Source organism: Amphibacillus indicireducens, assembly GCF_039539605.1.
Classification (GTDB): Bacteria; Bacillota; Bacilli; order Bacillales; family Amphibacillaceae; genus Amphibacillus; species Amphibacillus indicireducens.
The window spans coordinates 1-23,355 of record NZ_BAABDL010000039.1; the positions used below are offsets into that span (position 1 = coordinate 1).

General features: G+C 36.4%; 21 protein-coding genes, 1 pseudogene and 1 other annotated feature. Of the genes and pseudogenes, 19 read left to right on the forward strand and 3 right to left on the reverse strand.

What is annotated here, in order from left to right; translation table 11 throughout:
• Positions 1-84: 84 nt before the first annotated feature.
• The 8 genes and pseudogenes from ABD814_RS03455 to ABD814_RS03490 all read left to right on the forward strand — a co-directional run.
• Positions 85-438: pseudogene (locus tag ABD814_RS03455) on the forward strand (DUF6688 family protein); the annotation flags it as partial.
• 155 nt (positions 439-593) lie between these two features.
• Positions 594-845, forward strand: a binding site (T-box leader).
• Positions 846-913: 68 nt separating this feature from the next.
• Positions 914-2,104: an aminotransferase-like domain-containing protein gene (locus ABD814_RS03460; RefSeq protein WP_344910357.1), complete on the forward strand. Its 1,191-nt coding sequence runs from the start codon at positions 914-916 to the stop codon at positions 2,102-2,104.
• A gap of 260 nt (positions 2,105-2,364) precedes the next feature.
• Entirely contained in the window at positions 2,365-3,069 is a 705-nt protein-coding gene (locus ABD814_RS03465; RefSeq protein ID WP_344910359.1) for an alpha/beta hydrolase, read from the forward strand.
• An 11-nt stretch (positions 3,070-3,080) separates the two neighbouring features.
• Positions 3,081-3,836 (forward strand): alpha/beta hydrolase family protein, encoded by a 756-nt coding sequence (locus tag ABD814_RS03470; RefSeq protein ID WP_344910361.1) that lies wholly within the window; start codon positions 3,081-3,083, stop codon positions 3,834-3,836.
• An 87-nt stretch (positions 3,837-3,923) separates the two neighbouring features.
• A complete protein-coding gene (locus tag ABD814_RS03475; protein WP_344910363.1) occupies positions 3,924-4,268 on the forward strand; it encodes a zinc ribbon domain-containing protein YjdM in 345 nt (114 codons plus the stop codon).
• A gap of 366 nt (positions 4,269-4,634) precedes the next feature.
• Complete coding sequence (locus ABD814_RS03480; RefSeq protein ID WP_344910365.1) at positions 4,635-5,504, forward strand: polysaccharide deacetylase family protein; 870 nt, start codon at positions 4,635-4,637, stop codon at positions 5,502-5,504.
• 169 nt (positions 5,505-5,673) lie between these two features.
• Entirely contained in the window at positions 5,674-7,518 is a 1,845-nt protein-coding gene (locus ABD814_RS03485; RefSeq protein WP_344910367.1) for a glycoside hydrolase family 27 protein, read from the forward strand.
• A 1-nt stretch (position 7,519) separates the two neighbouring features.
• The gene (locus ABD814_RS03490; protein ID WP_344910368.1) at positions 7,520-8,362 is read left to right on the forward strand and encodes a rhodanese-like domain-containing protein; all 843 of its coding nucleotides are present in this window, start codon (positions 7,520-7,522) and stop codon (positions 8,360-8,362) included.
• Between the two features lie 44 nt (positions 8,363-8,406).
• Here ABD814_RS03490 and ABD814_RS03495 read toward each other — a convergent pair whose 3' ends face one another.
• Positions 8,407-9,243, reverse strand: coding sequence for a CAP domain-containing protein (locus ABD814_RS03495; RefSeq protein ID WP_344910370.1), 837 nt, complete (start codon positions 9,241-9,243; stop codon positions 8,407-8,409).
• A gap of 188 nt (positions 9,244-9,431) precedes the next feature.
• Here ABD814_RS03495 and ABD814_RS03500 point away from each other — a divergent pair, with 188 nt between their 5' ends.
• The 10 genes from ABD814_RS03500 (at position 9,432) to ABD814_RS03545 (ending at position 19,610) form a co-directional block, all read left to right on the forward strand.
• Positions 9,432-10,106 carry a SatD family protein gene (locus ABD814_RS03500; protein ID WP_344910372.1) on the forward strand — a complete coding sequence of 225 codons (675 nt, stop codon included), beginning with the start codon at positions 9,432-9,434 and terminating at the stop codon, positions 10,104-10,106.
• Complete coding sequence (locus ABD814_RS03505; protein ID WP_344910373.1) at positions 10,099-10,842, forward strand: DUF3307 domain-containing protein; 744 nt, start codon at positions 10,099-10,101, stop codon at positions 10,840-10,842. The genes ABD814_RS03500 and ABD814_RS03505 overlap by 8 nt, the downstream gene beginning before the upstream one ends.
• 235 nt (positions 10,843-11,077) lie before the next feature.
• Complete coding sequence (locus ABD814_RS03510; RefSeq protein ID WP_344910375.1) at positions 11,078-12,364, forward strand: Glu/Leu/Phe/Val family dehydrogenase; 1,287 nt, start codon at positions 11,078-11,080, stop codon at positions 12,362-12,364.
• Positions 12,365-12,561: 197 nt separating this feature from the next.
• On the forward strand, positions 12,562-14,064 hold the full coding sequence (locus tag ABD814_RS03515) for a DUF1538 domain-containing protein (protein ID WP_344910377.1): 1,503 nt from the start codon (positions 12,562-12,564) through the stop codon (positions 14,062-14,064).
• Positions 14,057-14,725 (forward strand): P-II family nitrogen regulator, encoded by a 669-nt coding sequence (locus ABD814_RS03520; RefSeq protein WP_344910379.1) that lies wholly within the window; start codon positions 14,057-14,059, stop codon positions 14,723-14,725. Before ABD814_RS03515 ends, ABD814_RS03520 begins: the two co-directional genes overlap by 8 nt.
• 65 nt (positions 14,726-14,790) lie before the next feature.
• Positions 14,791-15,273, forward strand: coding sequence for a GNAT family N-acetyltransferase (locus ABD814_RS03525; protein ID WP_344910381.1), 483 nt, complete (start codon positions 14,791-14,793; stop codon positions 15,271-15,273).
• A gap of 143 nt (positions 15,274-15,416) precedes the next feature.
• The gene (locus ABD814_RS03530; protein ID WP_344910383.1) at positions 15,417-16,154 is read left to right on the forward strand and encodes a DUF3784 domain-containing protein; all 738 of its coding nucleotides are present in this window, start codon (positions 15,417-15,419) and stop codon (positions 16,152-16,154) included.
• Between the two features lie 82 nt (positions 16,155-16,236).
• A complete protein-coding gene (locus tag ABD814_RS03535; RefSeq protein ID WP_344910384.1) occupies positions 16,237-16,536 on the forward strand; it encodes a hypothetical protein in 300 nt (99 codons plus the stop codon).
• Positions 16,537-16,771: 235 nt separating this feature from the next.
• Positions 16,772-18,121: an APC family permease gene (locus tag ABD814_RS03540; protein ID WP_344910386.1), complete on the forward strand. Its 1,350-nt coding sequence runs from the start codon at positions 16,772-16,774 to the stop codon at positions 18,119-18,121.
• 22 nt (positions 18,122-18,143) lie between these two features.
• Entirely contained in the window at positions 18,144-19,610 is a 1,467-nt protein-coding gene (locus tag ABD814_RS03545) for a protein adenylyltransferase SelO (protein WP_344910388.1), read from the forward strand.
• Between the two features lie 52 nt (positions 19,611-19,662).
• Here the strand turns inward: ABD814_RS03545 and ABD814_RS03550 are convergent, their stop codons facing one another.
• On the reverse strand, positions 19,663-20,478 hold the full coding sequence (locus ABD814_RS03550) for a squalene/phytoene synthase family protein (protein WP_344910421.1): 816 nt from the start codon (positions 20,476-20,478) through the stop codon (positions 19,663-19,665).
• 177 nt (positions 20,479-20,655) lie between these two features.
• On the opposite strand from ABD814_RS03550, the gene ABD814_RS03555 reads away from it, so the two are divergent.
• A complete protein-coding gene (locus ABD814_RS03555) occupies positions 20,656-21,381 on the forward strand; it encodes a SurA N-terminal domain-containing protein (RefSeq protein WP_344910390.1) in 726 nt (241 codons plus the stop codon).
• 52 nt (positions 21,382-21,433) lie between these two features.
• Here the strand turns inward: ABD814_RS03555 and ABD814_RS03560 are convergent, their stop codons facing one another.
• Positions 21,434-23,131: a methyl-accepting chemotaxis protein gene (locus ABD814_RS03560; protein WP_344910392.1), complete on the reverse strand. Its 1,698-nt coding sequence runs from the start codon at positions 23,129-23,131 to the stop codon at positions 21,434-21,436.
• Positions 23,132-23,355: the final 224 nt, after the last annotated feature.

Genomic DNA, 23,355 nt, shown 5'->3' on the forward strand with positions numbered 1-23,355 from the left:
TAAACGAGGTTATAGGATTAAAGTGCACATTCTTATCTAGCAGAAACTGCTACATATAGTTTAGCAGTCACAGATGAGCATTATTTATGTACAGTTGCTGCAGGAGGCCATCGAAGCGTAGTCAAGCCGATTAGAACTGGAATGCGTCATGGGCGACGTATTGTTGTCAACCGACAACTCTGTATCGCTAATGCCTTCGAGCAAGTGTTAGAAGAGAAAACACCAGTATTTCACAGAGTGGTTAGAGCTATTTATGATAGAACAGCCTATCCAATTTCAAAACACATACATTCAAAATATTTAGCGGATGGGATATACATTCTTATGAAACCACTTGAATGGATTTTTCTCTTTATTTTATACACAGTAGATGTAAATCCAGAGAACCGAATTGCAGTCCAATATCCGCATACACAGAAACCAAATTTTGAAGGTTGATGAATGCGAAAATGTATCATTTATTGGATTTGATTCGAAAGGATTGAACATTTTTCTACTTCTATTGACTTTGTAATTAATGAAAATTCTGAAAATTTAAAGGTTGTGTATTGACGTCTAAGTCAATTTTTGATAACATAACTACAATTAGATAAGCAAAAGCGTTGATGTGGAGGAGTAGTTGCATACTTAAGCTAAAGAGAGGGAATGTTGCTGAGAATTTCCCGTGAGAGATGTGATGAAAGTAGCCACTGAGCTTTAAAACTGAAAGCATCATGCAAGTAGGATTTAACGGAATTCCCACCGTTAACAGGGAGCTAGTATCAACACAACAAGTCCGTACTAGATTGAGTGTGTACATTGTACAAAATTAGGTGGTACCACGGAAATTTACCTTCGTCCTAAATGAAATTAGGGGAAGGTTTTTTGTTTTCTCTAAATCCAATTTATAATCATTGAAAGTGGTGGAATAAGTATGAATATTGAATTTGCAGAGCGAATGAATCATGTTCAAAAATCGTTTATTAGAGAGATTCTTAAAATAACAGAAAATCCTGATGTTATCTCATTTGCGGGCGGTCTTCCTAACCCGGATTCTTTTCCGATTAAAGCAATTCAGCAAGCATCGGAGAAAGTGTTAGCTGATTACGGCAGTTCAGTGCTGCAATATAGTTCAACTGAAGGGTATCTCCCATTAAGAGAGTATATCGCTGAAAGATATTATCAGCGGTTTGGATTGAGCGTTGAAGCTGATGAGATTTTAATTACGAGTGGTTCACAGCAAGCGTTAGACTTAATTGGAAAAATATTACTCAATAAAGGTGATCAAGTCGTGCTCGAACGCCCTGGTTATTTAGGTGCGATTCAGGCATTCTCAATCTTTGAGCCTGAGTTTCAATCTGTAGCATTGAACGATGACGGAATTGATCTCAATCAATTAGCTGATACTTTAAAAGTGCACAATCCAAAATTATTTTATACATTACCAAATTTCCATAACCCTTCTGGAGTGACCTATTCAGCTGAAAATAGAGAAAAGATTGCTGAACGACTCAAGCAACATCAAACAATTTTAATCGAAGATGATCCTTATAGTGAGTTGAGATTTATCGGTGAGGATTTACCGCCAATTAAGAAATTTCTCGGTGATCAGTCGATTATGTTAGGTTCTTTTTCAAAAATTGTCGCACCAGCAATGCGGTTAGGCTGGATTTGTGCTCAAGGTGAATTGATGGAAAAATTAATTATTGCCAAACAAGCGGCCGACTTGCACACAAACTACTACTCGCAACGCATCGTGCATCAATTTTTAACAGATAATGATTTAGAAAATCATATTGAAAAAATAAGACAAATGTATAAGCAGAAAAGAGAATCCATGGTTGCGATGATTGAGAAGTACTTTCCAAAAGAAATAAAAAGCACCCAACCTGAAGGTGGTATGTTCCTTTGGGTGACCTTGCCTGAAGGAATGTCATCACTCGAGCTATTTGACTTAGCAGCAAAAGAAAATGTTGCTTTTGTGCCGGGCGATCCTTTCTACGTGAACGGGGAAAATGTGAATACATTAAGACTTAACTACACAAATTCTAGTGAAGCGATGATTGAAGAAGGGATTAAACGATTGGCAAAGGTGATTAAGCAGATGCTGAACCACGTGAGATAAAACAACAATAAGAAAGTATTTTGATCATGATTGTTTAATATCTACAATATCGGACAAATTTTTAAGATCGCTGAGTGAATTTGTCCGAAGTGAGCCGACCACGGACAAATTTTGATTATTTGAATTGAAAAGTGTCCAAAGTCAGCGCCACTTCGGACATTTTTTACTTCTTCCATTCAAAATTTGTCCAATACTTTAAGCGAACTATATTTCAGCTGGAAAAATATTAATATGTTGATCAACAAAGGAGGGAAGTTAGGGTGAAAAGACGTTTGAAAATAACTCTGACAACAGTTATCTCGCTCGTACTTATCATAACAGCTGGATTTTTCATCTATGTTTCTAATTATTATCACGCAGAAGAAGTTGCTCTAGCTGTTATGAAAAATGGTAAAAACTTAGAAGTTCAAGACGACTATATCGTGCTATCACCAAGTTCACCAAGCGATACTGGCATGATTTTTTATCCTGGTGGAAAAGTTGAACATTTGGCCTACTTGCCGATGATGGAGAAAATCACTGCGCAAACTGGGATCACGACGATTCTAGTAAAAATGCCGTTTAATCTTGCAGTTTTTGGTGCGAGTAAAGCGGATCAAGTGATTGAGCAATTTCCTGATCTAACAGATTGGTACATAGGTGGGCATTCTTTAGGTGGTGCAATGGCGAGTGATTATGCATCGAAGAATCAAACGAAAGTTGATGGACTTATTTTGATGGGTGCGTATATTTACGGTGATTACCCCTCAGATCGGACACTAACAATTTACGGCACACTGGAGACGGATGTGGCTCAAGAGATCGATTACACTGACAATGTCGTTGCAATAGAGGGCGGCAACCATGCACAGTTCGGCCATTATGGGAAACAAAAGGGCGATCCTGACGCAACAGTTTCCAGAGAAGACCAACAAAGAATAGCTGTTGAGGCAATTCAAACATTTTTGTTCAGTAGAGAAGATTAGGAGACATTACTATGATTGAATGGACAAAGAACAATTTGAGGATCGAACACAATGGCAGAGAAGTTTTTGCTGTATCCTATTTACCGAAGATAAAAGATAAATTTCCAATTGTGATTTTTAGCCACGGTTATAATGGATCACACAAAGACTTTCTATTGAACAGTGAGTATCTTGCCAGAAAGGGGATTGGTGCTGTTAGTTTTGACTTTTGTGGTGGGTCAGTCAATTCAAAAAGTGATCTAAAGACAACAGACATGACGATATTTACAGAATATGAAGATTTGTCGGCTGTGATTGATGCAGTAAAAGGTTGGGATAACGTTGATGCTAATAACATTTTCTTATTCGGTGGAAGTCAGGGAGGTTTGATTTCAGCGCTCGTAGCTGATGAGCGAATTGACGAAATTAAGGGACTCTTATTACTGTTCCCAGCACTTTGCATTCCAGATGATTGGAATAAGAAATTCCCAACTCTTGATCGTCTTCCTGATACGATAGATTTTTGGGGTGTTACTTTAGGTAGATCTTTCGTTGAGTCAATTCATGGTTATCAGGTATTTGATCATATCGGTAAATATCATAAAAACGTTTTAATATTCCATGGTGATCAAGATGAAGTTGTCCCATTAGATTATGGTGTAAGGGCAGCACAACATTACCCTAGAGCTGAGATTGAAGTGTTTGATGGTGAGGGGCATGGTTTCTCTGAATCTAACAATCAGAAAGTTCATGATCTGACCTATGCGTTTGTAAAAGCAAACTCATAGCAAGTTTCTGTTATTCAGGTCTAGACTAGAGCTCTCTTTGTTTATGTGATAGGATATATGAGGATATAGGGATGGAGGTGCTAACGGATGTCAGAATTACCAAATTGTCCAAGCTGTGGTTCGGAGTATACATATGAAGATAGGGAATTGATTGTCTGCTCTTTATGTGCTCATGAGTGGAACCCAAATCAAGTAGATGATACTGATCACGATCAGATCACTGATTCGAATGGAAATCCTTTAACGGATGGAGATGATGTTATCGTGATCAAAGACCTTAAAGTAAAAGGGAGCTCGTCTTCAGTTAAAAAAGGAACAAAAGTAAAAAGTATTAGATTAATAGACGATGCCAAGGATGGTCATGATATTGACTGTAAAATAGACGGTTTTGGCGCAATGAAACTAAAATCTGAATTTGTTAAAAAAGCTTAGCTTGATTATGAAACAATCTCCTTTAAATAGCTTCCTTATTTAAAACTAAGGACTATAAAATAGGAGATTTTTTTGTCTGTCGAGCACTGTAGATAGGTTTCCTTTTTGCTGACCAAAAATTGAATTAGTGTTATAGTTTAATATGACAAGATATTATTGTGATATATTTCACGTTGTTATGATCATTACCATAGTTAATAAATTCAGAGGGAATATAAGGAGCTATCAATTAGCTCAAAATGGTTTCCTGATATTTCGACATTTCGTCCGATTACTGTGATCAAAGTTGATCCATTTGCGATCACTTTTCCAAAAGCTAAGATTGAGACAAGTACAAAACAATAAATTAGATTGTAGGGGATTAGCTTGAAAAAATTTATCATCATTATTTTATTTTTCCTCACAGGTTGTATGAATGAAGCAACATCATATCCAGCATCAGAGCAAGTTAGCAAAAGTGATCGTCATGCTAATCGCATCCTCATATCTGATCTGACTCGATTAGATCATGAGATGGATTACGATTTGCTTAAAGAGGCGATTGTTAGTACATATTCAGATCACACGGCTAGCGTTTGGGGTGAAAATATCGAAGGTGTGATCACAGAAATTGATACGGATGATAAAGTAGTGGCGTTAACCTTTGATGCTTGTATCGGAACACCAAATTCTTTTGATCAAGAGCTGATTGATTTTTTAATTGAAGCGGAAGTACCAGCAACATTATTCATCGGTGGTCAGTGGATTAAAGAAAACGAAGCGGAATTTATGAAATTAGCAAATAACCCTTTATTTGAAATAGCTAACCATGGTTATCATCACAAACCGTTGTCTGTAACTGGGGCATCTGCTTATAATATTACTGGAACAGAGAGCGTAGAAGAAGCTTTTAATGAAGTTTACCAAAATCAACTCCTAATTAAAGAGTTAACAGGTGAGTTTCCTAAATATTTTAGATCTGGAACAGCATTTTATGATGATGTTGCTGTAGAGATGATTGAAGAACTTGGCTTAAAAGCAGTCAATTACAATGTGCTAGGTGATGCTGGAGGTACATTTAATCAAACTCAAATTGTTAATACATTTCAGACAGTAAATCCTGGGTCGATCTTTCTTTTCCATATGAACAAACCAAACAGTGAGATCGCAAGTGGAGTAATAGAGGGAATCTCTCAGTTAAAAGAAGCGGGCTATTCATTTGTTCAGCTCCAAGAATACGATGAATTTTTAAAATAATGTAGTGTAGTAGATAATTAGTCTTCATTTTTAAATTAAATTAATTAATTGAACATTAAATATGATCGTGCTAAACTTTAATTTAAATCAGACGCTTAACCGTTTGATTAAGCAAAAATACAAAAAATATGATTAATGATGTGATTTAATCTGAGTAGGAGGGTATTAAATGAACAACCTTAATGAACAAGAGCTAACGAATGCAGAGAAATCTTCAATCGCGACATCACGTAAAGCTCCAGCAGTAATCACTGATCCCGAGTACATGTATCCCGCATTTTCAACCGGTGATGTATTATTGAACAAGAAAAAGGGGCGTCTGCCAACAATGGGATGGAACAGTTGGAACGCTTTTGGTAGCAAAAATAGTGAAGCGCTTACAAAGGAGATTGCAGATAAAATCATTGAGTTAGGTTTAGCTGACTTAGGTTATGAGTATGTTGTACTTGATGATGGCTGTTATAAGTCAGAGCGAATCGACGGTTTACTTGTTAATGAGCCTGTTAAGTTCCCTAGTGGATTCAAAGCTTTATCTGACTATATCCGTGGAAAAGGGCTTCTATTCGGTATGTACAATGATATCGGAACAAATCTTTGCGCTGGAGCTGCAGTAGGTACATGCGGTTATGAAGATGTCGATGCACAGTCTTATGTTGACTGGGGAGTTGACTTTTTAAAAGTTGATAACTGCTACTATTTATGGGACAACGCAACATTTTCTGATGAAACAAACGCCAAATATACATATGCTCCAAACATTCGAAGCATTACCGTATCAGGTAATGGTGTGGACATGACATTGAACGCAGTCAAAGACGGTGCACTATTAGGTAAAGGTGCGGTAAAAAATGATGCTGACTTTGTTTCAAACATTGGAACATTCGACGGGACCCATGCTGACATGACACCTGTTGGAGATTTGTCATCTGAACTTGCCTTTATAGTAACTGTACCAGCTACAGGTGAGTATTCAATTACTGTTAATTTTGCCAGTGCTGAAGAAGTTGGAACTGGACGCTGGTTACAGTTAGCGGTTGGTAATTTAGACGTCGAAAAAAGATACTTTGATCAGATGTTACCTTTAACTGAAACGAAAACAACTTTTACCGATTCAGAAGCGATCATGGTTTCATTAACTGAAGGTGAAAATATTATTCGTTTGATGAATCATAGACGTCAAGAGAACACACTGAATTCATATGCAGCCTTGCTTGAAGGTTTAAATGCTGCGGATCCTAATCATGAAATTGTCCTTTCGATTTGTGAGTGGGGCAAAACACAACCACAACATTGGGGCTACAAGGTAGGAGATTCATGGCGGATTTTAAATGATATCACATTTAACGTTGGTTCAGATGGTGATCCAGGAAAAGCGGTTTGGTCTGATGATTATACGGCGAGTATCACATCACAATATAATAAGAATGTGATTATGGATGGGTTTGCTGGACTAGATAAGGGTTGGAATGATCCAGACATGCTAGTGATTGGTATGAATGGCCTCACACAAACAATGAACGAAACACACATGGCAATGTGGTGTATGATGAACGCACCATTAATGCTAGGGATGGATTTACGTAAGGTTGAAAAGGGTGATGATCTTTGGAAGATCATTTCGAATCAAGCATTGATCGGACTAAACCAAGATCCGCTTGGAATTCAGGCGAAACGCATTTATTGCACACTTGACCAAGATCATCCAGATACAGCTTATATTAAAGACAACAATCGTTTTGACATTATCGCAAAACCACTCGCAAATGGTGATGTTGCTCTCTCTTTTATTAATTTAAATGATCAATTAGAAGCAGATGAGCATTCTGTTGATGTGAAGCGTATTATCAGCTACATCGGTGAGAAGATGGTTGATACCGATCGATTCAAAAATGCAACGAGCTATACAGTAACGGATTTATGGACGGATAAGCAAACGGAAAACTTGACAGGTGTATTTGCTGTTAAAGGTTTAGCTGCTCATGATAACGTAACAATTCGAGTGAAACCAAACTAAAATGAGCGAACAAAGAAAAAACAATGATTTTGATCAGACCATTCAAGACATGACCAAGCGCGGAATTGTTCAAGCCAATCAAGCAGATTTATTACAGCCTGATGCAAAAATGACAACAGAACAGTTTGTTTTATGGGTGTTAAAAAGTGGTCAGTTATTTGAAAATGTTGATTGTACATCAGACTACATGAATCATGCAATGGAGTCTGGTTTAATCGAAGACTTTGATCTCGTTAATCGTGAACAGTTAATTGAACGTCGGCAAGTAGCGAGAATTGTCCATGATACGTTACGCTTAAAAATGCATGAACCAGATGAGGATGATTGGACAGCAGCAAAAGAACTTGTTGATTTATATAGTTGTAGAACGTGCGTTCAGCATATCTCACAGGTGTATGTGAAAGGAATTATCGATTCAGAACAGCCGAATCTATTTAATCTTACAGGTAATTTTACACAAGCAGAAGCGGCAGATGTTATTTTAAAGATGATTGACGGAACGAAGCGGAATCCAAAAACAAGTGGCGCTCGAATTGATAGTATTAAATTATCACCAGATCAAGCAAGAGAGTTTTTAACAAAAAATCAAGCAACTTTATTACTTGATGTTCGCTCGAGTGAGGATTATCAAGCAGGGCATTTAGCTGAGAGTATTTCAGTGCCGTTAGAGTCAATGGATGAGAAGCTAACTCGGCTAAATGTTAAAAAGGAGACACCGATAATTTTATATTGTCAGAGAGGTTATCGAAGTCAGTTGGCGGCAGATCGGCTTATTGAAGCGGGGTATAAGTACGTTTATACAGTTCCTGGTCTGAATGATTTTCAATATGAGCTCGTTGATTAATAATATAAAATGACTTCCCACAATTTAGTGAGAAGTCATTTTTGTTATCTTCCGATGAACATTTGGGTCCAATGATGGTTGTTTTCTGCATAGCCGACACCTATGTGGGTGTATTTTTCGCTTAAAATATTGGCTCGATGTCCATCGCTATTCATCCAGCCATTGACGACTTGCTCGGGTGTTGAATAGCCATAGGCAATGTTTTCTGCAGCTGCAGTATAGCTAATCCCAAATGCATTCATCATATCAAAAGGGCTACCATACACAGGGCTTTGATGGGCGAAATATCCGTTTGTGACCATGTCATTCGATTTCTCTCTAGCTACTGCACTTAAAGCATCATCAAATGTTAGTGAATCCAAGCCATGTGCTGCACGCTCTTTGTTCGTTAGTTCAGCTACTTTTCTTTCAAAAGCACGTAAATCGGTACTCGGTTGTTCAACAGGTTTACTTGTTTCTTTTTCAGGTTCAGCTGGTTTTGGCTCCACCGGTGCTTCTATTTTTTCTGGTTGATCCTTTTTTAGTGAAGACTTAGGTTGATCTTGCTTTGGTTCAGACACTTGATCTGGTTCTTCTTTAGCTGTTTGTGCTGGCTTGTCCAAATTAGGCTGATCCTCTGCTTGCTCCTGATTTGTTTCGTTCGTTTGTGGATCGTCTAAATCTATTTCATTTTCTGGATCATCTAAAGCAGGACTAAAGTATTGATCGATCCAGTGTTGCCATTTTTCAGATACCTTTAATCGTTCTATATAACTATCGATTTGTCGATAGGAAGGGTGTAGACCAGCTATAGCTTGCTCACTCGCATTGATAACTGGTGAAGACTGAATAAGAAAAAATGTGATTACACTAATTAAGGCTAAGATGACTTTTTTCTTCATGTTGAAAGCTCCCTCTTGTTAACTTCAATGATCATTATATCATGACAAGATCGTATTTAGATTAAATTCATTTTTCAATTCGATTACGTTCTGACGAAAGTCACATATAAGTTTGTTAGAATTCGGTAACATTTTTCAGATTGTTGTGTATCTGTTGATTTGCTATACTAGACAAAAGAGGTGATCATGTGACGTCCTTCAACAACTATGTGGCGATAATTGGTGATATTTCAGGGTCTAGACAATTAAATGATCGACAAGAAATTCAACAGAAATTAAAGAGGCTTTTAAGTGATATTAATGATCGGTACAAAAATGATCTTTCCGCTCAATTCACAATTACTTTAGGTGATGAATTTCAAGGCTTATTGCATAATCGGAACAATATTTTTACGATCATTACAGAAATCGAGCTCATTTTATCTCCTGTGGAAATGCGCTTTGGTATTGGAATTGGCGAGATTACAACAGATATTCAGTTTGAGTATTCAGCGGAGGTTGATGGTCCAGCCTATCATCGTGCTCGAAAAATGATTGATCAAATAGAAAAACTTCAGTCGCAGTATTCAAAACAAAAAACAAATATGATGATTGATTCTGGAAATGAGTATCTTGATCAGTTGCTCAATTCGACATTGTCCCTTTGTACAGTCTTAAAGTCACGTTGGACAGCTCGACAAAAAGAGATCATCTATACTTACCTCAATCATAATGAAAATCAATATAAAGCAGCGGAATACTTAGAGATTAGCCAACCTAGTGTCAATCAAGTGCTAAATAAATCTAATTTTTATTCATATAAAGCTGCGATTGATACGGTTAATTCATTTTTGAGTAATCTAGGGAGTCGTTTAAATGATTAAAATTTTACTTTTACTATTTTTAATCGGTCATTTTTTAGCAGATTTCTATTTCCAATCTAACAAACTAGCAATTAGTAAGGATCATTTATTTAGTAAGTTATTACTGCACTGTTTAATTTACCTCATAACTGTTATTGTTGTGATCCTACCTGTGTTTAGCATTGAATTGGCTTTTACGGCAATTATAGTTGCTATCGTTCACTTTTTAATTGACTTAACAAAGTATTTATTGAAAAAGAAGCAGATCATACATGACAAATATGGTCATGCAACATTTTTGCTTGACCAAGGATTGCATATTATAACGATTGTTGTAGTAGTTGGTGTTGTCTATCGACAATCAGTGCCGATCAGCTATACAAATTGGGTTGATTCAATATTCGGTCAGTTATTAAGCGATGATCAATTGATACTTTCTTGGTTGTTGATCATTTTACTGATTATAAAGCCAGTTAGTATCTTAATTAAACAAGTTCTCTATAATTATCGACCGTCTAATGCTGATGAAAGTGATGGCTATCCTAATGCCGGTGCATTAATTGGCGTACTTGAACGGTCAATTATTTTACTACTTTTGTCTGTCAATCAATATTCAGCAATTGGTTTTGTCTTAACAGCGAAGTCAATTGCTCGTTATAATAAAATTGCTGAGGATCCTAAATTCTCAGAGTATTATTTGTTAGGTACACTGTTAAGCGCGTTGCTTGTTATTTTAGCTTACGTGATTATTTTTTAAAAAGATAATTGAAAAAGCCAATCATAGATAATGATAAGTTAAATTGATTATCTTTTAGTTAGATAAGCAAATACGCCTATCTTTTCATCGGTATGATTGGTTATCTTTCATTTGACTTACTCAATGGTTAAATAAATTACGAAATTTCAGACAATTTACTTGAATTATCAACTGAAATAGTCATAATTGTTTTATAAGACTTTTTATTTTGAAATTAAACTGGGGGAATGGAACTTTGACACAAGAGAACTATAATGCGTATCAAACAGCACAAAAACAATTTGACGATGTCGCAGATTTAGTGAACTTAAACCAATCTGCTCGTGAAATTTTACGTGAACCAAGTCGTGAATTTCATTTTACTATACCTGTAAAAATGGATGATGGGACGACAAAAGTATTTAAAGGGTACCGAATTCAACATAACGATGCGAGAGGACCTGCAAAAGGTGGGATTCGCTTCGATCCAAATGAAACAGTTGATACAATCCGTGCGCTATCAATGTGGATGACATGGAAAACAGCTGTTGTTGATATTCCGCTAGGTGGTGGTAAAGGTGGGATTGTCTGTGATCCAAGAACGTTATCGGATGCAGAACAGGAACGTCTGTGCCGTGGTTATATTAGGCAACTTGTCAAAAATATTGGTGAATTAAATGATGTTCCTGCACCAGATGTTATGTCTAATGCTCAGCATATGTTATGGATGTTAGATGAATATGAAACAATTAAAGGCGCGCGTTATCCAGGTGCAATTACTGGTAAACCTGTTGGAATGGGTGGCTCACTTGGTCGGACAGAAGCGACTGGGTATGGTGTCATTTACACATTACGTGAAGCACTTAAAACGTTAAATATTGATATTACCGAAACAACAGCCAGTATTCAAGGTTTTGGTAATGTAGCTGAGTATGCAGCAAGGTTGTATTCAGCAATGGGTGGAAAAATTTTGACGATCTCAACTTGGGATAATCAAGATAAAAAAGCCTATACGTACCGTAATCCTAATGGAATTGACGTCGACCAACTCGTTTTAATTAAAGATAAATTCGGTACAATTGATAAAGAAAAGGCAGTTTCTATGGGCTATGAGTTATTAGACGGCGACGCTTGGCTTGAACAGGAAGTAGATATTTTATTACCAGCTGCACTTGAAAACCAAATCACTGCAGAAAAATTCCCGTTAATTAATCAATCGGTGAAAGTAATTTGTGAAGGTGCGAATGGTCCGACTTCGACAGAAGCTGATCAGTTGATTAAAGATCGAGGGATTTATCTTGTTCCCGATTTCCTTTGTAACGCTGGTGGTGTGACGTGTAGTTATTTTGAACAAGTTCAATCGAATATGAACTATTTCTGGGATAAGGAAGAAGTACTTGATAAATTAGATACTAAGATGACTGCAGCATTCCATGCGGTACATGAGCTAGCAGAAGAGAAACAGTTATATATGAGAGATGCAGCCTATGTGATCGCAATTGACCGTGTCGCTAATGCGGTTAAACAACGAGGCTGGATTTAAAAAACTAAAACCTAAATTTACAATTGTAAATTTAGGTTTTTTAATTTTCTCTAAAAAAATAAAACTGAAATTTACGTTTTTTTATAACATTAGACGTTTAATAATGTTAAAATAAAAACAACAATTCCCTTAACTTACCTAAAAAATCTTCATCATTAAAATTCGAAACTTTTGTTTAAATTCCACCAAAAGAGAGGATGACTTTTTTGAATATCATCAGTACAACGTTTAAAGAAGTATTGTACTCAGTTCTCCCAATTACAATTATCGTGCTATTGCTTAATTTTACTTTAACACCAATGAGTTCAGCTATGGTTTGGAAATTTGTGATCGGATCTGTGTTGATCATTATCGCATTAACGATATTTTTATTAGGTGTTGAGATCGGTGTAACACCATTCGGAAATATAACGGGAAAATCTTTAGCCCAGAGAAATAAACTTTGGATTGTTCTAATCGCGGGTTTAATTCTTGGTTTCTTTATCTCAATCGCAGAACCTGGCCTGCTCGTGCTTGCAAATCAAGTGAATCTCGTGACGTCAGGAGAAATACCTGGATTTGTTATTTTAATCGTCGTGTCGATTGGTATGGCTGTAATGATTGCATTTGGTTTTTTACGTGTTTTTTATAATGTTCCTTTGTACAAAGTGCTTGCATTGATTTATCTGCTGATCTTTGGCTTAGCTATATTTACATCTAGAGAGTTTCTAGCAATTGCTTTTGATGCATCTGGTGCAACGACAGGAATTTTAGCTGTTCCTTTTATTTTAGCACTTGCAGTTGGTATTTCTAAATTGAAAAAAGATAGTAAAGCTGCAGAAGAAGATAGCTTTGGCTTAGTTGCACTTGCTTCAAGTGGTGCAATTATCTCGGTAATGATTTTAGATATATTAACGAATACAAATGAATTTACCGCTGCATTAGAAATTACGATTAGTGACCAAGATGCCATTTTCACCCCATTTATTGCGGCGGTACCAACGTATTTAGTTGAGAGTATCATTTCGATTCTCCCTCTATTTGTGATATTTTTATTTTTGCAAAAAATTTCATTCAAGCTAAAGAAAAAAGACTTCAGACAAATACTAACTGGCTTTGGCTTTACTTTTGTTGGGTTATTAATTTTCCTAATTGCTGTCAATACTGGTTTTATGGACGTAGGAACAAGTGTGGGAACCTCGTTAGCTTCAATGGATAACAAACTATACTTTATTATAATTTCATTCATTCTTGGTGTAGTGATTATTTTAGCTGAACCAGCAGTGAATGTTTTAACACATCAGATTGAAGATATTACGAGTGGTTATGTGAAAAGGAAAGCAGTCTTAATCTCACTTTCAGTTGGTGTCGGTTTGGCTGTTTGCTTATCAGCCATTCGGATTTTAGTACCGAACCTCCAATTATGGCATTATTTATTGCCAGGGTATGTTTTGGGCATAGGAATGATGTTTTTTGTACCGAAACTTTTTGTAGGGATTGCTTTTGATGCTGGTGGTGTAGCAACAGGGCCGATGACAGCTACATTTGTATTAGCTTTTATTCAAGGGGCAGCAGATACTTTTGAAGGGGCAGATTTAATGGCAGATGGTTTTGGCATGATTGCGATGGTTGCAATGTTCCCAATCTTAACTTTGCAGATTTTAGGGATGATTTTCTCAATAAAGTCAAAAACAAAAGGAGTTGAACGGCAAAGTGAGTGAGTTGAAAAATGTTGCTAATTTCGAATTAATTTATGTGATTGTTAATTATGGTATGGGAAGCCGAGTATTACAGACGGCGAAAAAACTGGGTCTTTCTGGCGGTACGGTTGTGATAGGAAAAGGAACTGTTAATCATTCTATCCTTAACTTTCTATCTCTATATGATGAGCAGAAGGAAATTGTTATTTTAGGAACAAACTACCAATCAACCGAAAAGACTCTAGCAGACTTAAATCATGTTTTTAATTTTGAGAAACGTAATCAAGGGATTGTTTTTACAACGGGGGTAGGCAAAATTATCGGTTCAAGTTTTTATAATAATGAAAAAACTGATGAAGAAAGTGGGGTAAGAAAATCTATGTATCAATTGATCATTACGATTGTGAATCGTGGCAATGCTGGGGCCGTAATTGATGCGGCTAAAGCGGCTGGATCGAAGGGTGGCACAATCATTAATGCAAGAGGTTCAGGTATTCATGAAACACAAAGGCTTTTTAATATGGATATCGAGCCTGAAAAAGAAATGGTGCTGATTTTATCAAAAGAGGATATTACGAATTCAATTGTTGATTCAATTCGAGTCGCTTTAGAAATTGATCAGCCGGGTAATGGGATTATTTTTATTCAAGATGTGAATCAGACGTATGGAATCTATGAATAAACTCTTGCAATATGCTCTGCGATAATGATATGAAAAAGTAATCGAATGTGAGGTAGGTGGTTAATTTGTTAGAAGGTAGGTCGATTAAAGTTGAGCAAGTGGTGGGTCAAGGTGAGAAAGAGTTGATTTCATCATTAATATTAAACGCATTGCCCAATTGGTTTGGTATTCCAGAATCGACTCAGGAATATATTGAACAGAGCCGTCAGATGCCTTTTTTTGTAGCGGCCGATAATAATCAGGCGGTTGGTTTTATAGCAATTAAAGAAACGAGTGACTATACTGCGGAGATCTATGTTATGGGTGTTTTGCCTGAGTATCACAATCAAGGGGTCGGTAAGACTTTGTTTAGTGAAACTTTAAAGTGGGCAAAGGATAATGGATTTCAATTCCTTCAAGTTAAAACTCTTGCTGAATCACATCCTGATCGATACTATGCACGAACGAGAAAATTCTATCAGGCGATTGGTTTTAAACCGTTTGAAACACTATTAGAATTATGGGGGAAGGATAATCCTTGTCTGATCATGGTTCAGCATATTGATTGAATCAATCATGGTGAGGGGAGACAAAATGAAATGAACATTTGTCTATCAAAATTCCCGACCGTTAGATTGATTGCGTAGTCAGTGTCATTTTGAAAGTGGAAATAAGGAATAGTTAATACAATCAATTCAAGGAGCTGATAAAAATGTGGATTTTGATTGGTGTAGGTTTACTACTGATCATTTTGGGATTAATGGTTCATAAGTTAAAATGGTATTTTCTAATTTCAGGTTATAATACAATGTCTAAAAAGAAACAGAAAAATGTCGATACAGATGGACTCGGGCGGTTTATAGGGATGTATTCGTACATTAATGGTTGTATATTCATAGTTACGGGGATTTTATTTGGTTTAGGCATTAAAAGCATCGTTATACCTGCTTCAATATTTTTGGTTATTTCATCGATTTATTTGCTGCTAAAATCTCAGAAATTTGATCGCAACTTATTTGATGACGATGATAAATTCAAAAAAGGGGCATGGAAAAAGTTTATTATACCTGTTGTCGTTAGTGTAATTGTTCTTGCTGCGTTCAGTATTCCAATGATTTTTTCATCGAGATCAGTTTCGGTTACTGTTTTGCCAGAGGGGATAGAAATACACGGGAGCTATGGGGGTGTTTATCAATGGGATCAGATTGAGCAAGTTGAACTGATCAATGAACTCCCTTCGATTGACCGACGTACCAATGGATCAGCATTAGGTTCAAAATTAAAAGGTCATTTTAGAACGAGTGAATCTGATGATATTATGTTATTTGTGGATACAGATCATCCGCCTTATCTTTCGATGAAGACGACTAAAGGTATGGTAATTATTAATTTAGCAGATCCAGAAGCAACAACCAACTTGATCAAAGCAATCACAAATAATATCAATTAATATTTAAAACTTGATCTCGGTCAAGTTTTTTAATTGCCTAATCATCTAAACTATATTTAAATCAATGAAAGGGGCAATTATTATGACAGAAACGAGATTTGCAGAAATTATTAAAAAAGACTTTCCTTTATTAGCAACATACACACCTGTATTGGCGAGGGTTCATGGTGCAGGCCATCCTGAATTGGCTGAAGTTCGTGACCTATTTGCAGAAATGAACAAAAAGGTTGAGCAGGACGGTGTCGATCAAGTAGATTTAACGGAAGAGTTTAATAAGCTACGTGAAATTACCAGTGACTATCAAGTACCAAGTGATGGCTGTGAAACATATGAAGCAACTTATCAAATGTTAGCTAAAGCAGATCAAGCTTATCATGAATAAATAAAATTAAAGAATCGAAAAGAATGCATGTAAGCAATCATCTTTTCGGTTTTTTTATTTAATAGGTTTTGTAATTTAAGACAGTATTTAATTTATTTAACTTATTGATTTGAAAAAATTAAAGATTTGATAGCTTTCAAATTAGAGATTTAGTAAGATGGAAGGTGGACTTTTTTGACTTAATTGAACGAACAAATGAGCTGAGAGTTACTTTGGGATAAAAGAGGCAAAACAGATGACAGAAAATCAAACAAACATGAAAAAGAATTTAAAGACAATTGATTTAGTTTTATTAGGCTTAGGTGCCGTTGTTGGTACAGGAATTTTTGTAATCACAGGGACGGCAGCAAATCAATATGCTGGACCTGGACTAGTTTTTTCTTTTATGATTGCTGGGCTAGTGATCATATTGATCGGGCTATGTTATGCGGAGCTATCATCACGCTTGCCGTTAGCAGGTGGACCTTATGCTTATATGCTTGCTATAGCAGGAAAACGAGTTGCCTGGATCGCTGGTTGGTTTACGATTTGGGAATATCTCCTTGCATCAGCATCTGTTGCTTCAGGATGGTCAGGTTATCTGAATGGATTTTTAATCAGTTTAGGAATCCCATTACCGACGATGTTCCAAGCATCATATAACCGCGAAGCCGGAACCTATATTGATTTAATTGCGATCAGTATGACATTGCTGGTAACTTGGATTGTGAGTCAAGAAGCAAAAAAAGCATTACGATTGAACAATGCATTATTTTTTCTGAAATTTATTATTATCGCATTATTTATTTTAGTTGGGTTGTTTTACATTAATCCTGAAAACTGGACACCAATTATACCTTATGGACTTTCAGGGGTGACTACAGGAGCAACACTCGTCTTTTTTGCTTTTTTAGGGTTTGATTCAATTAGTATGTCAGCTGAGGAAGTGGAAAATCCTCAAAAAAGCTTACCACGAGGAATTTTAATCGCAATTGGAATCTCGACATTATTATATATTTTAGTTACGATCGTATTAACAGGTATCGTTCCTTACACTGATTTGGGTGTCAAAGATCCAGTAGCATTTGCGCTTCGCTATGTCGATCAAAATCTTATTGCAGCTGTTGTTTCAGTAGGGGCTATTTTAACGTTACTGACTGTATTGATTGCGATGTTATATGGATTAGCGAGACTTTTATATGCGATGAGTAAAGGAAAGCTATTACCAAACTACTTAAATCATTTAAACGAAAAAACTGGCACACCGCAACGAGCAACATGGGCTGCTGGACTAATCGCAGCATTATTTTCTGGTTTGATTCCATTACAATCACTCGCTGAACTCACAAATTTGGTTACACTTGTTGTGATGATGATGCTTGCTATCGGGTTAATTTTCTTAAGAAAACAAAGAGGGGAACCGGTTGCTGGTCAATTCAGAGTTCCATGGGTTCCGTTTATCCCAATTGTGACTGTGCTAATAACGGGTTATTTAATCTTACAATTAAGCACTTTAACTTGGATCTTATTCGGCATTTGCTTTTTGGCTGGAATCGTCATTTATTTTGCTTATACTAAAAATATAAAATCTGAACAAACTATGTAAAACGGGTTCGAAAGGAGTAATTATGACTCAGGAAAATACGATTGGTTGGAATTTTTCATCAAGCTATTTATCATTGCCAGATCATTTTTATGCTTATACGAATCCAACTCCTGTTCAAAATCCCGACTGGGTGATTATTAATGAGCAACTGGCAGAGGATTTGGATTTAGATGTTAAATTATTAACGAGTCGAGAGGGCTTGGCTACCTTGTCAGGCAATCGAATTCCAAAAGACTCAAAACCAATTGCTCAAGCTTATGCTGGCCATCAGTTTGGCTATTTTACAATGTTGGGAGATGGGCGTGCCATTTTACTCGGTGAACATCAACTGAAAAATGGTAAACAAGTTGATATTCAATTAAAAGGTGCTGGAAAAACACCCTATTCTCGCGGAGGAGATGGACGAGCGAGCTTAGGGCCGATGTTACGAGAGTTTTTGATCAGCGAGGCAATGCATGGTCTAGGAATTCCAACGACGAGAGCATTAGCCGTTGTGTTAACAGGTGAAGATGTCTATCGTGAGCAAGCTTTGCCAGGTGCGATTATAACTCGAGCCGCTTCCAGTCATCTAAGAGTTGGCACGTTCCAATATGCAAGGAAATATGGGACAGAAGCAAATTTAAAGCGATTAGCAGATTATGCAATCGCTCGACACTTCCCACAGCTTGAGGAGAAATCAAACTGTTATTTAGCCTTTTTAAAAGAAGTCGTTGAAAGACAAGCAAGCTTAATTGCTAAATGGGATTTAGTTGGCTTTGTTCATGGTGTAATGAACACTGACAATATGACGATCAGTGGTGAAACGATTGATTATGGTCCATGCGCGTTTATCGATCGATACGAGCCGGCAACTGTTTTCAGTTCAATTGATCAACATGGTCGATATGCTTTTAATCAGCAGAAGCCGGTTGCAGTTTGGAATTTGGCTCGACTTGCCGAAGCATTGCTACCAATTTTAGCTGATGAACCAAAAGATGCGATTCACGGTGCAGAGTCATTACTGAATTATTTTACAGAGGTATATGAAGAAGAGTGGTTGACAGGGATGAAAGCGAAATTAGGCTTCTTCGCTGAAACAGATATCCACCGCTCATTGATTGATCAACTACTTGTTTTAATGAAAAAGTTCCAAGCGGATTATACAGATACATTCCGCGCCTTAACGATCGGCGATTTTAGCAAACAAAACTGGTTTAAATCAGTTGAATTTCAAGCATGGCATAAGCGGTGGAAAGGGAAGCTAAATGATCAGTCTAATTCTGAAGAGGATATCATTGCATTAATGAAGCATTCGAATCCGGCTATCATACCAAGGAATTTTCAAGTAGAAGCAGTTCTTAAAAAAGCAGTTAATGATCGTGATTATCAACCGTTCAAACAATTTTATCAGGTACTGAAAGATCCATATGCATATTCAGAACAACAACTAAGTTATACAGCACTTCCACCTAATTCAGACCAACTATACCAAACCTTCTGTGGAACATAACTGAGTATTCACAGACAAACAGCTTACTCAAAAGAGTAAGCTGTTTGAACCCCTATTTTGTGATTTCTGTTACAACAGTATTCACTTCTTCACGAGTCATTTTTTCACGGCCCGCTTTCATAACAGCCAACGTTTTAACGGCAAGTTGATATGGAATTTGACAGAAGGTAACAATATTTTTAGTCTCAATTGATTGAATGTAGTTTTCTGCTAAATTGAGATTGTCATCGGCATACTTAAAGAGATCAGCTCGATCCCAATTCTCCGGCAAGAAATTAACCCCTCTAACATGATCTTCATCCTGGTTACGAAGGATGTTAACACATTGCAATCCACGACCAAAACCGATTGCTAGCTCATAATCCGTTTTTGTCCCATCATACCAATCCCAAATATCTGAAAGCATGACACCGACAAGACCAGCAACATAATATGTGTAGTCATCAAAGTCTTCTTTTGTTACAATAGCCCAATTTTTCTCAGCCCATTTTGCCATTCCACTTGCCATAATACTCGTTGATTTTTTTACCTTATCGAGTACACCAGTTGGACAGATATTCAACCAATCAGTTAGGCGAAGTGTCACTTCAGGAAGTTTTTCAGCATACGGTTGAATTAAATTTTGATAGGTTTCAGGATCAAATGATCCTGTTAACATTTCACTAATCCGTATAAGAAGTGATGACTTATCTTCTAACGGTAATTGTTCATGGTCTTCAATTTCATCAATTGCTCGCATACATAGGTATGCAGAAGCGACTGTTTTTCTTAATGTTGGTTTTAATAGTGTAATCGGAATATAAAATGTCCGACTCGTTTGTTTTAAGACACGCATTGCTTCTCGATATAACTTTTTTGAATCTTTAATCAAAAACTCTCCTCCCCGACGTTCAAAACATTTGTCTATAATCAATAGTCTATCAGTTAACCGACATTAATCGCAAGAAATAACCCAAATCGATGTTTATTTATTTTTAGTTATGACTGTTATCAAATCACTAGCTGTGTTAAACTATCAATCAGTGTTAATTGAAAGGGGTTTATTATGAACAGAAAATGGAAACTAGTCACACTGCTAATTTTAGCAATAATAACTTTAGCAGCATGTAACAACAATGATAAAACAGAGGAACAAGATAGTATCGATGAGATTCAACAAATCGAACCTGATTTATCAGGTATTCCAGATACGGTTGCTGAGGTAAATGGACAAGCTATTTCGAAAGAACGATTTGAGCTGACTTATTTAAGTCAATTTCAACAAGTGGCTCTAGAAGCTCAATTAACTGGTCAAGCCTTTGATCAGGAACAGTTTAAACAAGAATTAGCAGAAAGTATGATTGACTTGGAGCTATTAATTCAAGAAGCAGATCGACGTCAATTTGTAGCTACTGACGATGATATTGATCAAATGGTGACTACTTTAGTTGAAGAGAGTCACTTGGAATCTGATCAAGCTTTATATGAACTCTATGAAGGGCAGGGGATGTCAAGAGATCAATTAAGAGCTGAGTTAACACATCAAATAAAATTAGATCAATTGATCAATGATCAAGCAAAAAATTTACAAGTTACTGAAGAACAAATTGTTGAATTATATGAAGAGCTAATCATTGTTTATGAAGAAATGGAACAAGATGGTGAGCTTCCACCGATGGAAGAGATTCGGCCTGACTTGGAAAGCCAAATTCGCTTTCAGGAAGAAAACCTGTTAATTATTGAATTAATTGAACAACTTCGTGGAGATGCAGAAATTAAAAACAATCTGTAATTAAAAAAAGGATCCGACTACATGAGTCTGGATCTTTTTTAATGCACATTTATTATGATTCAAATCGATCAATACTTAATTGAAGTTTTTCAGCAATAGTCGCTAATTCTTTTGATGCAGCGTATATATCTTGCATCATCATTGTCTGCTCTTCACCAGTTTGGTTAATTTTTAATGTATTAGAAGCAGATTGTTGGGCAACCGTTGTAATTTCATTAACTTCAAGCACGAGTTCATTTACCTGATTGCTAATTAAATCAATTTCAGTCAATAGCTCAGTTAACTGTTTGGCAGTTTTTGATGTTGTCGTTGATATTTTATTAAATGAGTCATTTGTTTGATTGATTAGCTTATTTCCTTCAGTAACTGATCGTTGTCCTTGTTCGGTTTTATCAAGTGATGTTTGGGTTTCTTTTTGAATTTCTTTTACTAAATGTGCAACCTCGTCTGTTGCTTCACTTGTTTGCTCAGCTAGTTTCCTAACTTCATTTGCAACAACTGAAAAGCCTTTTCCATGTTCACCAGCACGAGCCGCTTCAATCGATGCATTTAATGCGAGTAAATTAGTTTGTTCTGAGATTCCAGTGATTAAATTGATAATATGATCAATTGCTTGTGATTGATTATTTAATCGTTTTGCGATTTGATTCATCTCGCCGGTGTTTTGATTAATTGCTTGCATCTGATTCATTGTCTGCTTCACAATTTCACGTCCAGAAAATGCAACATGATCAGCATCTTTTGATGCGACTGTTAAGTGATTAATTTCTTGAGAAATTTTCTCAATTGATTCAGCCATTAATGATAAGTTGTCATTAGCTGTTGCAGTTGACTGTGATTGTCTTTCTGAACCTGTTGCTAATTCATTGATTGCTGTATGAATCCGATCAGTTGAATCATTCGTAGCATCAGCACGAGCAAACAATTCTTCAGAAGTAGCTAAAATTAATTCAGAATTCTCCATCACTTCTCTAATGACTGTTTGTAAGGAATCAACCATTTCATTTACGTCATTCGCCAATTTGCCAAGCTCATCTTTTGTATCAACAGATAATGGTTCAATATTTAATTTACCTTGAGCAACCTGATTAACATGATGACTAATTGCTTGAATCGGTTTGACAGTACGACGAACAAATAAACTTGTAATGATTGCTGCGAGTATAGGAAGTAGTAATCCAATTAAGAGAGTTGGTTTAGCCATCTGCCATGTACGCTCACCAATGATTGATCCCTCGAAATCGATCGCATTAATCGCAATCACTTCATTTTGAGGATCATGATCACGAAAGATTGGTGCATAACCAGTAATTCGATCCATCCCACCAAAGTGATAGACATCAGTGTAATAAGAATGACCGGATATGACATGTTTAATAGCTTCATCGCTAATCATAAACTGGTCAGAAGCAGAAAAACCTTGTGCTTTTAAATGGCTGTCTGCTGCTAAAACGATACCGTCTAATGATAAAATATAATGTGTCTCAAAAATTTCCTTTTGAGTGACAGTCCACTCAATTTCAGTTTCAATTTGATTTAAGTAATCTTGGTTACCATTAGTCAATTCTAATAAAGCGTCAGGATCAATAATTCCAGTTGTAATGTTTGCACAACCTGTTAATTCAACTCCAGCAGATTGAAGGACTTCACGGTAGCTAGATCGATAGTTGATGAATGATAGTGCCCCTACACTCAAAAACACGATAATTGTTGCAATTATGGTGATTTTTTTTGTAACATTCATTTTCATAATTTTATTTACCCTCTCCAAAGTACGATATTTAGTCAACTAAATAATTATATCGATCGAACAAACAATCTGTCAAGCTAAGAGACTAGGGCTTAATACCTGATGAAAGTTATTTTTTAATAAAAAACAACCATCGATCAAGGAAGATCAATGATTGTTTTGAATCATAAGTATAGTTAGTAGGCCTATTCTGATTTGAACAATCGAATATAGAAGTGAGAGGG